We start from the raw sequence: 12,041 nt of genomic DNA on the forward strand, positions 1-12,041 counted from the left end.
CTCTCAGCCCAGCAGGACGTCGTCGTCGCCCAGGCGCTTCAGCTCGCGGTACAGGATCGCGAGGCCGGTGGCGATGGCGGCGGCGGACACGACGGCGTCGACCAGCTTCAGCATGTCGTTGTCGGTGCGGGCCTTCTTGGCCTGCTTGATCACGCTGAGGGCGCCGAAGGCGGTGGTGCCGATCGACAGGTAGGTGCCGGTCTTGGACTTCTTGAAGCCCTTGGCCTTGGACAGTGCACTGGTGCTCACAGGGACGGTGCCTCCTCAAGCAGCGGGTGGCCCCAGCGTTCGTTGAAGGCCGCTTCGACGGCGGCGCCGACCTTGTAGAGCCGGTCGTCCTTCATGGCGGGGGCGATGATCTGCAGTCCGACCGGGAGACCGTCTTCCGGCGCCAGGCCGCAGGGCAGTGACATGGCGGCGTTGCCGGCCAGGTTGGTCGGGATGGTGCACAGGTCCGCGAGGTACATCGCCAGCGGGTCGTCGGTGCGCTCACCGATCGCGAAGGCGGTGGTCGGGGTCGTCGGGGAGACGATCACGTCGACCTGCTCGAAGGACTTCTCGAAGTCCTTGGTGATGAGCGTGCGGACCTTCTGGGCGGAACCGTAGTACGCGTCGTAGTAGCCGGAGCTGAGCGCGTACGTGCCGAGGATGATGCGGCGCTTGACCTCGTCGCCGAAGCCCGCTTCGCGGGTGAGGGCGGTGACGTCCTCGGCGGACTTGGTGCCGTCGTCGCCGACGCGCAGGCCGTAGCGCATGGCGTCGAAGCGGGCCAGGTTGGAGGAGGCCTCCGACGGCGCGATCAGGTAGTACGCGGCCATGGCGAGGTCGAAGGACGGGCAGTCCAGCTCGACGATCTCGGCGCCGAGTTCCTTGAGGAGCTCCACCGACTCGTTGAAGCGCTGGACCACGCCGGCCTGGTAGCCCTCGCCGGCGAACTGCTTGACCACACCGACGCGCATGCCGGCGACCGAGCCGTTGCGGGCGGCCTCGACGACCGGCGGGACCGGGGCGTCGATGGAGGTGGAGTCGAGCGGGTCGTGGCCGGCGATGACCTCGTGGAGGAGCGCGGCGTCCAGGACCGTACGGGCGCAGGGCCCGCCCTGGTCGAGGCTGCTGCTGAAGGCCACCATGCCGTAGCGGGAGACACCGCCGTACGTGGGCTTCACGCCCACGGTGGCCGTGACGGCGGCGGGCTGGCGGATGGAACCGCCGGTGTCCGTGCCGATGGCGAGGGGCGCCTGGAAGGCGGCGAGCGCGGCCGCGCTGCCACCGCCGGAGCCGCCGGGGATGCGGGTGAGGTCCCAGGGGTTGCCGGTGGGACCGTAGGCGCTGTTCTCCGTCGAGGACCCCATGGCGAACTCGTCCATGTTGGTCTTGCCGAGGATGACGACGCCGGCTTCCTTCAGCTTGCGCGTCAGGGTGGCGTCGTAGGGCGGGATCCAGCCTTCGAGGATCTTCGAGCCGACGGTGGTCGGGACCCCGACGGTCGTGAAGATGTCCTTGAGGGCGAGCGGTACGCCGGCCAGCGGGCCGAGCTTCTCGCCCTTCGCCCGCTGGGCGTCGACGGCGCGCGCCTGGGCGAGCGCGCCTTCCCGGTCGACGTGGAGGAAGGCGTGCACCTTCTCGTCGGTGGCGTCGATGCGGGCCAGGTGGGCCTCGGTGACCTCGACGGCCGTGAGCTCGCCGGAGGCGATCTTCTCGGCGGTCTGGGCGGCCGTGAGCCTGATGATGTCGATCATGTTGTTAGTCCTCCCCCAGGATCTGCGGCACCTTGAAACGCTGCTGCTCCTGGGCGGGAGCGCCGGAAAGCGCCTGCTCGGGGGTGAGCGACGGACGGACCTCGTCCGCGCGCATGACGTTCGTCAGCGGCAGCGGGTGGGAGGTCGGCGGGACGTCTTGGTCGGCGACCTCGGAAACGCGGGCGACCGCGCCGATGATGTCGTCGAGCTGTCCGGCGAAGTGGTCGAGCTCTTCACCGGACAGCTCCAGGCGCGCCAGCCGAGCGAGGTGGACGACCTCCTCGCGCGTGATGCCAGGCATTCAGCGATCCTCAGGGGTTGGGTGGCTTCTTTGGGGCCAATCCTAGAGGGCTCGGGCAAGTCGCCCGCCAATGGTCATCCATCCCCGCAGCCGTGGGGAGCAAAGCTGACCAGCGCACGGGTCAAGCCGTGGCGGAAGGGCGGGGTCCGGGGCCGAGCCCGGACCCGCCGGCCCGCGGGGCTACGGGGACGGGATCTCCGACGAGGCGGCAGCAGCGGCCGCCAGCTCCGCCGAGATGTCCGCCGGGCGGCGCCAGCCGCGCTCGCCCCGGGCGAGCAGCCAGGCCGTGGCCTCCTGCGGCGGCATCGCGGCAGCCACCAGCCACCCCTGCACCGCGTCGCAGCCCAGGTCCCGCAACCGCTCCCACGTCTCGTCGTCCTCGACGCCCTCCGCCACGACGAGCAGGCCCAGCGAGTGCGCGAGGTCCACCGTGCAGCGGACGATCTCCGCGTCCTGCGCGTCGATCGCGAGGCGGCCCACGAAGGACCGGTCGATCTTCAGCTCGCTGACCGGCAGGCGGCGCAGGTGGACCAGCGAGGAGTAGCCGGTGCCGAAGTCGTCCAGCGACATCTTCACGCCGTGGCCGGTGAGGCCGGCCATGGTGTCCGCCGCCCGCTGCGGGTCCTCCAGCAGAACGTGCTCGGTGATCTCCAACTGGAGTCCGCTGGCGGGGACCCCGTGCCGGGCCAGTCTGGCGGCCACCGCCCCCGCGAAGCCCGGTGTGTGGACGTCGCGCGGCGAGACGTTGACGGCCACCGGGACCTTCAGGCCCTGGGCCCGCCATCGGGCGGCCTGGGCGAGAGCCGTCTCCAGGACGTACTCCGTCAGGTGCGGCATCAGCCCGGAGGTCTCGGCGATGGCGATGAACTCGTCCGGGGACACCCGCCCGCGCTCCGGGTGGACCCAGCGCACCAGCGCTTCCAGCCCGGCGACCTGGCCGTCGAAGCGGACCTTGGGCTGGTAGTGCAGCTCCACTTCCCCCGCGTCCAGGGCCCGGCGCAGATCTCCGAGGAGGCCGAGGCGGTCGGGGGTGTTGCTGTCCCGCTTCGACTCGTACACCTCGACACCCGTACGGTCGCGCTTGGCCTGGTACATCGCCACGTCGGCGCGCCGCAGCAGTCCCTCCGCGTCGAGCGCGTGCTCGGGGAAGACGGCGAGGCCGGCGCTGGCCTCCAGGACGAGCGTGAGGCCGTCCAGGTCGAGCGGGGAGCTCAGTTCCGCGACCAGGTGGCGGGCGACGCGCTGGGCACTGGTGGTGGAGTCGGTGACGGGGAGCAGGACGGCGAACTCGTCACCGCCGAGGCGGGCCGCCTCCGCTTCCGGCGGCAGTGCCTGGCGGAGCCGGTCGGCGATCTGGAGGAGCAGCCGGTCGCCCGCGAGGTGGCCGAGGGTGTCGTTGACGGCGCGGAAGCGGTCCAGGTCGATGAGGACGAGGGCGGCCCGGGTGCCCAGACGTTCAGCCTGGTCGAGTGCGGTCCAGGCCCGCTCCAGCAGCCACTGCCGGTTCGGCAGCCCGGTGAGCGGATCGCGCAGTTGTTCCTCGGCGCGGGCCCGGGCGATCCACAGGGTGGAGTCCAGAGCGATGAGGGGGACGGCGAAGAGCGGCAGCAGGACGGGCTGGGTGATCGCGACCGCGCAGATCAGCGGGGCGATGCCGAGCAGGGCGACGGCGACTAAGGCCTGGCGGAGCAGGGCGGTGCGGGCGACGGTGGGGAGTCCGCCGCCGCGCGGGCTCAGCGCGAACCACAGCACGACCCGGGTGACGAGCAGGTAGGCGACGGCGACGAGGATCACCTCGGGGACGGCCTCCGGCCCCCAGGTGGTGGGGTCCCACGGCCTCTCCACGGTCGGCGCCTCACCGAAGGCGGCCAGTACGAGGGATCCCGCGAGGATGCCGAGGATGTCGGCGGAGCCGTGCAGCAGCCCCTGCCGCCAGCGGTGCCGGCGCGCGGCCCCGACCAGGGAGACCACCGCCAGCGAGACGAGTCCCGCGGGCAGCCACCCGTAGAGGATGAGCACACCCAGGGTGAGCGCGGCGCCGGAGCCGGTGCCGCCCCACCAGCGGTCGCGGCCCAGGGCGACGAGGTGGCCGACGATGATGCCGGTGAGCAGGGCGAGGGCCCAGCCGGCCGTGCCGCCCGGGAAGAGCGCCTGACGGCCGTTCAGCGCGGAGGCGATGCCGGCGCCGAGCACCACGACGGAGAGGCCCACGACGACGAAGGGCAGCGTGGTGCGCCGCTCCGGTCCGCCCGTGCCCATGTCGAGCGGTCGGGTCTGCGGCGCCCTGGCACCCAGGACACCGAACCGGCCCGCCCGCATGGACGGGATGTCCCCGCCGAACTCGGGTGACGGGGCGGCGCTTTCGGTGGGTTTCATGCCCGTCCCTCTCACAGCCGGCGATGCCGATGTCACGCGATGGCCCCGCTGTCATGCCATCACGGCCGGAACCACACCGGGCAGCCGTGCACGACGGGCGCACCCCTCAACAGTAGGACGCGAGAGGCCCCCAAGGGCAGCGGTCGGCGGCGGTTGCCCGAATGCGACCCAGCCATCCTCATCAGTACGGTATCCGCCGAACGGGTGAGTCCGGACCAGGACCCCCCGATCGCCCCTCCGATGATCCGACAGGTCACCGCCCTCCGGCCAGGCTTGTACCGGCCGTTCGCCCCCGGCCGCCGCGCCTGGCGTGCGCCCGCCCGTACGTCCGCACGCCACGCATCCGTTCACCTTCGCCACTCCCCCGGAGGGGTTCTCCCACGCGGTGTTACTCCGCTTCACTCCCGCCGTCCACCGGCAGCGCGGCTTCCCGGGCCGCGTCCGGGCCCTGCTCCAGCAGGACCGCGAAACCGGTCTCGTCCAGGACGGCAAGCTTCAACTGCACGGCCTTGTCGTACTTCGAGCCGGGGTTGTCGCCGACGACGACGAAGGAGGTCTTCTTGGAAACGGAGCCGGTCACCTTGGCGCCGCGGCTCTGCAGGGCTTCCTTCGCGCCGTCCCTGGTGTGGCTCTGCAAAGTGCCGGTGACGACGACGGTGAGCCCTTCGAGCGGGCGCGGCCCCTCCTCCTTGCCGGAACCTTCCTCTTCCATCCGCACACCGGCTTCGCGCCACTTGCGCAGGATCTCCTGGTGCCAGTCGACGGCGAACCACTCCTTGAGGGAGGCGGCGATGATCGCGCCGACCCCGTCGGTCGCGGTCAGTTCCTCCTCGGTGGCTTGTTCGATGCGCTCGATCGACCGGAATTCGCGGGCGAGTGCCTCCGCCGCAACCGGTCCGACGTGACGGATCGACAGGCCGTTGATGATGCGGGCGAGCGGGCGGTTCTTGGCGGCCGCGATGTTCTCCAGCATCGCCAGGGTGTTCTTCTTCGGCTCGCCCTTCTGGTTGGCGAAGACCGTGACGATCTTCTCCTCGCCCGTCTTCGGGTCCCGCTTCGGCAGCCCGCTGTCCTGGTCGAGGACGTAGGCCTTGATGGGCAGCAGCTGCTCGACGGTGAGGCCGAAGAGGTCGCCCTCGTCCAGCAGCGGCGGCTCGGCCGGCTCCAGCGGGCTGGTCAGCGCGGCCGCCGCCACCATGCCGAAGTTCTCGATGTCCAGGCTCTGGCGGCCCGCCAGGTAGAAGAGCCGCTCGCGCAACTGGGCCGGGCACGTCTGCGCGTTGGGACACCGGACGTCGATGTCCCCCTCCTTCATCGGCCGCAGCGCCGTCCCGCACGCGGGGCACTCGGCGGGCATGACGAACTCCCGCTCGCTGCCGTCCCGCAGGTCCACCACCGGGCCGAGGATCTCCGGGATGACGTCGCCCGCCTTGCGCAGCACGACCGTGTCCCCGATGAGCACGCCCTTGGTCTTGACGACCTCCTGGTTGTGCAGCGTCGCGAACTCGACTTCGGAGCCGGCCACCGTCACCGGCTCCACCTGCGCGTACGGGGTCACGCGCCCGGTGCGGCCGACGCCGACCTTGATGTCGATGAGCTTGGTGTTGACCTCTTCGGGGGCGTACTTCCAGGCAATCGCCCACCGCGGGGCGCGGGCCGTGGAGCCGAGGCGGCCCTGGAGTCCGATCTCGTCCACCTTGACGACCACGCCGTCGATCTCGTGCTCCACCGAGTGCCGGTGCTCGCCGTAGTAGGCGATGAACTCGCGGACCTCCTGGAGCGAGGAGACGACCTTGTAGTGCGCGGCGGTGGGCAGGCCCCATCCGCGCAGCAGCTCGTAGGCCTCCGACTGGCGCTCGATCCGCAGGCCCTCCCGCGCGCCGATGCCGTGCACCACCATGTGCAGCGGGCGGGTGGCGGTGACCTTCGGGTCCTTCTGGCGCAGCGAGCCGGCCGCCGCGTTGCGCGGATTGGCGAAGGGCTTGCCCTCCGCTTCGACCAGCCGCGCGTTGAGCTCCTCGAACTTCTCCATCGGGAAGTAGACCTCGCCGCGGATCTCCACGAGGGCCGGGATCCGGTCCCCCTGGAGGCGGTCGGGGATCTCCTTGATGGTGCGGACGTTGGGCGTGATGTCCTCGCCGGTGCGGCCGTCGCCGCGGGTGGCGGCGCGGGCCAGCCGGCCGTTCTCGTAGGTGAGGTTGACGGCGAGGCCGTCCACCTTCAGCTCGCACAGGTAGTGGTAGTCGGAGGTGTTCACGTCCCGGGCCACCCGCTCGGCCCAGGCGGCCAGTTCCTCGTCGTCGAAGGCGTTGTCGAGGGAGAGCATCCGCTCCCGGTGCACGACGGAGGCGAAGTCCGTCTCGTACGCCCCGGCCACCTTCTGGGTGGGCGAGTCGGGCGTCCGCAGCTCGGGATACTCCTCCTCCAGTGCTTCCAGCGAACGCAGCAGCCGGTCGAACTCGGCATCGCTGATGACCGGCTGGTCGTTCACGTAGTACCGGAAGCGGTGCTCCTCGACCTGCTCGGCCAGCAGCATGTGCTGCTCACGCACCGCCGCCGGTACTGCCGTGTCCTGCTGTTCGGCTGCCATGCCGTGTCCTCCCGTGGCCCGTCCCGACCGTCACTCAGGGTTGTCGGCGAGCGACCTCGCCGCCCTGACGCAATGGGCCTGCACCGCACGGGCATAGGCGGGCGAAGCGCCCGCCAGACCGCACGAGGGCGTGACCACGACGGACTCCGCCAGAGTCCCCGGGGCCAGCCCCAGCCTGCGCCAAAGCTTCCTGACACCCATGACGCTACCGGCAGGGTCCGACAACGGGACGTCGGTGCCCGGCACCACTCCGGCGAAGAGTTTCATGCCGTCCTCGACGGCCTCGCCGATGGCGTCGTCCTCGCGCTCGGTGAGCAAGGAGAAATCGAACGACACGCCCGTGACGCCGGCCCGCCGCAGCAGTCCGAAGGGCACCTCGGGCGCGCAGGAGTGGACGATCACCTCCCCGCCGCCGATGGCGTCCGTGACGGAGAACAGCTCGCGCAGCGTGCCCTCGACCACCTGCCGGTCCACGGCCCGGTAGGTCCGGTAGCCGCTCGCCGACCGCACCCGCCCGAGCAGCACCGCCGTCAGCGACGGCTCGTCGAACTGCAGCACGATGTCGGCGCCGGGGATCCTCTTGCGTACGTCCGCCAGGTGCCCGCGCAGGCCCTCAGCGAGCGATGCGGCCAGGTCCCGGCAGGCGCCCGCGTCCTGGAGCACGGCCTCGCCGCCGTGCAGCTCCAGGCCGGCGGCCAGGGTCCACGGCCCGACGGCCTGGACCTTGAGCTTGCCGGTGTAGCCCTGGGTGAATTCCTCCAGGGCGTCCAGGTCCTCCCCGAGCCAGGACCGGGCCCTCTTCGAGTCCCGGCCCGGACGGTCGCTGATCCGCCACCCGCTGGGCTCGACGTGGGCGTACAGGTCCACGAGCAGCCCGAGGGTGCGGCCCAGCATGTCCGCGCCGGGCCCCCGGGCGGGCAGCTCGGGCAGGTGGGGGAACTCCTCGAAGGACCCGGTGACGGTCCTCGCGGCCTCGCGGGCATCGCCGCCCGGCAGCGAACCGACCCCGGTCGCGCCCGCGCTCATCGGCCTGGCCTGACGCTCAGGTCGTTGACCTCGGCGTCGCGGGGCAGGTCGACGGCCATCACGATGGTCGTCGCCACGGACTCGGGATCGATCCAGGCGGCGGGGTCGTACTCCTTGCCCTCCTGGGAGTGCACCTTGGCCTGCATGGGGCTGGCGGTGCGGCCGGGGTAGACGGAGGTGACCCGGATCCCGTTCTCCTTCTCCTCTTCCCGCAGGGAGTCGGCCAGGGCCTTCAGGCCGTGCTTGGAGGCGGCGTACGCGCTCCAGTCCGCGTGCGCGTGGAGCCCGGCGCCGGAGTTCACGAAGACGATGTTCGCCCGGGAGGCCCGCAGGGTCGGCAGCAGCAGCCGGGTGACCTCGGCCGGGGCGATCAGGTTCACGTTGAGCTGCTGGTGCCAGGTCTTGGGGCGCAGCTCGCCGACGGGGCCGAGGTCCACGATCCCCGCGATGTGCAGGAGCGAGTCGATCCGCTCCGGGACGGCCTGCTTCGAGAAGGCCCACGAGAGCCGGTCGGGGTCGGCGAGGTCGCCGACGAGGGCCCGTGCGCCCGGGTAGCGGTCGATGAGCTGCTTGCCGCGGCCGGCGTCGCGGGCGAGGAGGACGAGGTCGTCGCCGCGGGCGTGCAGACGGGCCGCGACAGCGGCGCCGATGCCGGACCCGGCACCGGTGATCAGGTGAGTAGCCATACCGCCCATGCTCGCACCCCGGGGTCGCGCGCACGCCCCGGCCCCGGAGGCGTGCGCGCGGGCGGTCCGGGCCGCCTCCGGCGGGGCGGGCGGCCCGGCCGTGCCGGGTCAGAGACCGGCGGCCTCGCGCAGGGCGGCGGCGGTCTTCCCGGCGTCGTAGTCGGCCGGCACGCCCTCGACCAGGAAGGCCTCCCCGGCGATGTGGGCGGTGCGCAGCGGAAGGATCTCCTGGTAGGCGGGCGAGGCGTACCAGGCGCGGGCCCGCTCGATGTCCGGGAAGCCGATCATGACGATCGTGCCGGGAAAGGGCCCCTCCAGGACCTCGACCTCCTTGCCGTGTACGAGGAAACGGCCTTCGAAGGGGTCCATGGTCGACTGGATCTCCTCGATGTAGCGCAGGATGTCCTCGTTCACGGCCTCGGGCCGTATGAGGGCGATGGCGTACGCGGTCATGGCTTTCTCCCCGTTCAATCGGCCTGCGGTTGCGGGCTGTTGAGGCGATCCTGCCAGGTCGCCGCGCGGGACGACGGCCTTGCGAGGTCATACGGGGGCGGAGAGCTGCGGACGGAAGGTGCGGCGGTAGGCGATCGGCGAGACGCCGAGGCCGGCGCGCATGTGCTGGCGCAGCGAGTTGGCGGAGCCGAAACCCGACCGGTGGGCGACCAGTTCCACGGCCAGATCGCTGGACTCCAGCAAGTGCCGGGCGATCTCCAGGCGTGAGCGGTGAGCCACTGCACCGGGGTCATGCCGACCTCGTCGCGGAACCGCCGGGTGAAGGTGCGCAGGCTCATCCGGGCGTGGGCGGCCAGCTCGGCCAGGGTGATCGGTTCGGCGAGGCGTTCCAGGGCCCAGGCGCGGGTGGCGGTGGTGGTGGCTACGGCCGGGGTGCGGGCGGGCCAGCGGGTCCTCGTGCATGCGGCGGCGGGCGGGGTGGCACATCCTCGCGGTGCAGATCGCGAAGGCCCGGGGGGCGTACGTGATCGGCACCGGGAGCGCGGGCAAGCACGACCTGCTGCGCGGCCTCGGCGCCGACGAGGTGATCGACTACCGCACCACGGACTTCGAGGACGCCGTCACGGACGTGGACGTCGTGATCGACGCCATCGGTGGGGACTACGGGCAGCGCTCCCTGCGGGTACTCAAGCCGGGCGGCCACCTGGTGACCCTGCCCGGGCCGGACGGCATCCCGGCCGACACGCAGGGGAGGCGGGCCGCCTGGGTCCTCGTGGAGCCGGACCTGAAGGGCCTGGAGGAGATCGCGGCCCTGGTCGAGCAGGGCCTGCTGAAGCCGCTGCTCGACACGGTGCTGCCGCTGGTGCAGGCCGCGAAGGCCCACCAGACCGGCGAACGCGGCCGCACCACCGGCAGGATCGTCCTGACGGTGGTCTGAGCACCCGGGCCGCTCAGACGGACGAGGCCGCGGCGCGCGTGGTGGTGGCGATCGTGGCGGAGCCGACCACGCGCGTGCCGTCGTACAGCACGATCGCCTGGCCGGGGGCCACGCCGCGGACCGGCTCGGTGAAGGAGACGCGCAGTTCGCCGTCCACGAGTTCGGCGAAGACCTCGGTCTCGCCGCCGTGGGCGCGCAGCTGGGCGGTGTAGGTGCCCGGCGCGGCGGCCGTGGAGCCGCACCAGCGGGGGCGGATCGCGGTGAGGCCGGTGACGTCGAGGGCCCGGGCGGGGCCGACGGTGACGGTGTTGTTCACCGGGGAGATGTCGAGGACGTAGCGCGGCTTGCCGTCGGCGGCGGGGTGGCCGATCCGCAGGCCCTTGCGCTGGCCGATGGTGAAGCCGAAGGCGCCCTCGTGGGTGCCGACCTTCTCGCCGGTCTCGTCCACGATGTCGCCCTCGGCCTTGCCGAGGCGGTTCGCGAGGAAGCCCTGGGTGTCGCCGTCGGCGATGAAGCAGATGTCGTGGCTGTCGGGCTTCTTCGCGACCGCCAGGCCCCGCCGCTCGGCCTCGGCGCGGATCTCTTCCTTGGTGGTGAGGGTGTCACCGAGCGGGAAGAGGGCGTGGGCGAGCTGCTTCTCGTCGAGGACGCCGAGGACGTACGACTGGTCCTTGGCCATGTCGGAGGCGCGGTGCAGCTCGCGCGAGCCGTCCTCCTTCACGACGACGGTGGCGTAGTGGCCGGTGCAGACGGCGTCGAAGCCGAGGGCGAGGGCCTTGTCCAGCAGCGCCGCGAATTTGATCTTCTCGTTGCAGCGCAGGCAGGGGTTCGGGGTGCGCCCGGCCTCGTACTCGGCGATGAAGTCCTCCACGACGTCCTCGCGGAAGCGCTCGGCGAGGTCCCAGACGTAGAAGGGGATGCCGATGACGTCGGCGGCGCGCCGGGCGTCCCGGGAGTCCTCGATGGTGCAGCAGCCGCGGGCGCCGGTCCGGAAGGACTGCGGATTGGCGGACAGCGCGAGGTGGACGCCGGTCACGTCGTGTCCGGCTTCGACCGCGCGGGCCGCGGCGACGGCGGAGTCCACGCCGCCGGACATGGCGGCCAGGACGCGAAGGGGGCGGGGGGTGCGCGGCAGGTTCTCAGTCATAGCACCGTCCAGGGTACGGGGAACCGTGCCGGGTCACCGCGCGTTATCGGGTGCAGGGGGTGGATCACATGATGCGCAAGGGCGGGAAGCGTGCGGGGGGAGCCGGTCGGGCTCCGGGGAAGAGCGGGAGCGGAGCCGCGGGCAGGACCCGCAGGGCCGTGCTGTTCGGGGGGCTCGGGATCTTCACGGTGGCGGCGATCGCCGGCCGGGAGGAGATCCGGCGGGCCTGGTGGCTGGTGCCGGGGGTGTCCAAACCGCGCAAGGAGGGCGAGCTCGACCATGCGGGGGCGCGCTGGACCGCTGCCTCGCCGGCGAACTGGCGGCTCGCGGACCGGCCGGACGACTACCGCGTGGACCGGATCGTCGTCCATGTCACACAGGGCGGCTTCGAGTCCTCGGTGGGTGCCTTCAAGAACCCCTGGCACAAGGCGTCGGCGCACTACATAGTCCGCCAGGACGGTCACATCGAGCAGATGGTCCGGGAGCTCGATGTCGCCTTCCACGCGGGAAACCGCTCGATGAACGAGCGCAGCGTCGGCATCGAGCACGTGGGGTTCGTGGACCGCCCGCAGGACTTCACGGACGCGATGTACGCGGCGTCGGCCCGGCTGGCGGCCGATGTCTGCCGCCGGTACGGCATACCGGCGGACCGCGCGCACCTGGTGGGCCACTCCGAAGTGCCGGGCGCCGACCACACGGACCCGGGCCGCCACTGGGACTGGGACCGGTATGTGGGCCTCATCCGGGAAGAGCTCCGCCGGCCCGCGTAGGCCCTGTCCGGGCGAT

The 12,041-nt window shown here is 71.9% G+C and carries 11 protein-coding genes and 1 pseudogene; 2 read left to right on the plus strand and 10 right to left on the minus strand.

Annotated elements, in window-relative coordinates; translation table 11 throughout:
• Positions 1-3 precede the first annotated feature (3 nt).
• From ACWDX7_RS22930 to ACWDX7_RS22970, 9 genes and pseudogenes are all read right to left on the minus strand, one after another.
• Complete coding sequence (locus ACWDX7_RS22930; protein WP_451489993.1) at positions 4-249, minus strand: hypothetical protein; 246 nt, start codon at positions 247-249, stop codon at positions 4-6.
• Positions 246-1,739: an Asp-tRNA(Asn)/Glu-tRNA(Gln) amidotransferase subunit GatA gene (gatA, locus tag ACWDX7_RS22935; RefSeq protein WP_451489994.1), complete on the minus strand. Its 1,494-nt coding sequence runs from the start codon at positions 1,737-1,739 to the stop codon at positions 246-248. Before gatA ends, ACWDX7_RS22930 begins: the two co-directional genes overlap by 4 nt.
• A 4-nt stretch (positions 1,740-1,743) precedes the next feature.
• Entirely contained in the window at positions 1,744-2,040 is a 297-nt protein-coding gene (gatC, locus tag ACWDX7_RS22940) for an Asp-tRNA(Asn)/Glu-tRNA(Gln) amidotransferase subunit GatC (protein ID WP_266842456.1), read from the minus strand.
• Positions 2,041-2,220: 180 nt separating this feature from the next.
• A complete protein-coding gene (locus ACWDX7_RS22945) occupies positions 2,221-4,416 on the minus strand; it encodes a putative bifunctional diguanylate cyclase/phosphodiesterase (protein ID WP_451489995.1) in 2,196 nt (731 codons plus the stop codon).
• 388 nt (positions 4,417-4,804) lie between these two features.
• A complete protein-coding gene (gene ligA / locus ACWDX7_RS22950; protein WP_451489996.1) occupies positions 4,805-7,006 on the minus strand; it encodes an NAD-dependent DNA ligase LigA in 2,202 nt (733 codons plus the stop codon).
• A gap of 30 nt (positions 7,007-7,036) precedes the next feature.
• Complete coding sequence (locus tag ACWDX7_RS22955; protein ID WP_451489997.1) at positions 7,037-8,032, minus strand: methionine synthase; 996 nt, start codon at positions 8,030-8,032, stop codon at positions 7,037-7,039.
• On the minus strand, positions 8,029-8,718 hold the full coding sequence (locus tag ACWDX7_RS22960; protein WP_451489998.1) for an SDR family oxidoreductase: 690 nt from the start codon (positions 8,716-8,718) through the stop codon (positions 8,029-8,031). Before ACWDX7_RS22960 ends, ACWDX7_RS22955 begins: the two co-directional genes overlap by 4 nt.
• A 108-nt stretch (positions 8,719-8,826) precedes the next feature.
• Positions 8,827-9,171 carry a DUF1330 domain-containing protein gene (locus tag ACWDX7_RS22965; RefSeq protein ID WP_451489999.1) on the minus strand — a complete coding sequence of 115 codons (345 nt, stop codon included), beginning with the start codon at positions 9,169-9,171 and terminating at the stop codon, positions 8,827-8,829.
• An 87-nt stretch (positions 9,172-9,258) separates the two neighbouring features.
• Positions 9,259-9,662 (minus strand): annotated as a pseudogene (locus ACWDX7_RS22970) (helix-turn-helix domain-containing protein); the annotation flags it as partial.
• 2 nt (positions 9,663-9,664) lie between these two features.
• Between ACWDX7_RS22970 and ACWDX7_RS22975 the strand changes: the two are divergent.
• Complete coding sequence (locus tag ACWDX7_RS22975) at positions 9,665-10,108, plus strand: zinc-binding dehydrogenase (RefSeq protein ID WP_451490000.1); 444 nt, start codon at positions 9,665-9,667, stop codon at positions 10,106-10,108.
• Positions 10,109-10,121: 13 nt separating this feature from the next.
• On the opposite strand, the gene mnmA is transcribed toward ACWDX7_RS22975, so the two are convergent.
• Positions 10,122-11,255 carry a tRNA 2-thiouridine(34) synthase MnmA gene (mnmA, locus tag ACWDX7_RS22980; RefSeq protein ID WP_451490001.1) on the minus strand — a complete coding sequence of 378 codons (1,134 nt, stop codon included), beginning with the start codon at positions 11,253-11,255 and terminating at the stop codon, positions 10,122-10,124.
• Positions 11,256-11,326: 71 nt separating this feature from the next.
• Between mnmA and ACWDX7_RS22985 the strand changes: the two genes are divergently transcribed.
• Entirely contained in the window at positions 11,327-12,025 is a 699-nt protein-coding gene (locus tag ACWDX7_RS22985; protein WP_451490048.1) for an N-acetylmuramoyl-L-alanine amidase, read from the plus strand.
• The last annotated feature ends 16 nt before the right edge of the window (positions 12,026-12,041 follow it).

The organism is Streptomyces sp. NPDC003034 (assembly GCF_053591375.1).

Coding starts and splice junctions, on each gene's coding strand:
- ACWDX7_RS22965 (WP_451489999.1), bottom strand. CDS start 9,171: ATGACCGCGTACGCCATCGCCCTCATACGGCCCGAGGCCGTGAACGAG.
- ACWDX7_RS22945 (WP_451489995.1), bottom strand. CDS start 4,416: ATGAAACCCACCGAAAGCGCCGCCCCGTCACCCGAGTTCGGCGGGGAC.
- ligA (WP_451489996.1), bottom strand. CDS start 7,006: ATGGCAGCCGAACAGCAGGACACGGCAGTACCGGCGGCGGTGCGTGAG.
- gatA (WP_451489994.1), bottom strand. CDS start 1,739: ATGATCGACATCATCAGGCTCACGGCCGCCCAGACCGCCGAGAAGATC.
- ACWDX7_RS22955 (WP_451489997.1), bottom strand. CDS start 8,032: ATGAGCGCGGGCGCGACCGGGGTCGGTTCGCTGCCGGGCGGCGATGCC.
- mnmA (WP_451490001.1), bottom strand. CDS start 11,255: ATGACTGAGAACCTGCCGCGCACCCCCCGCCCCCTTCGCGTCCTGGCC.
- ACWDX7_RS22960 (WP_451489998.1), bottom strand. CDS start 8,718: ATGGCTACTCACCTGATCACCGGTGCCGGGTCCGGCATCGGCGCCGCT.
- gatC (WP_266842456.1), bottom strand. CDS start 2,040: ATGCCTGGCATCACGCGCGAGGAGGTCGTCCACCTCGCTCGGCTGGCG.
- ACWDX7_RS22985 (WP_451490048.1), top strand. CDS start 11,327: ATGCGCAAGGGCGGGAAGCGTGCGGGGGGAGCCGGTCGGGCTCCGGGG.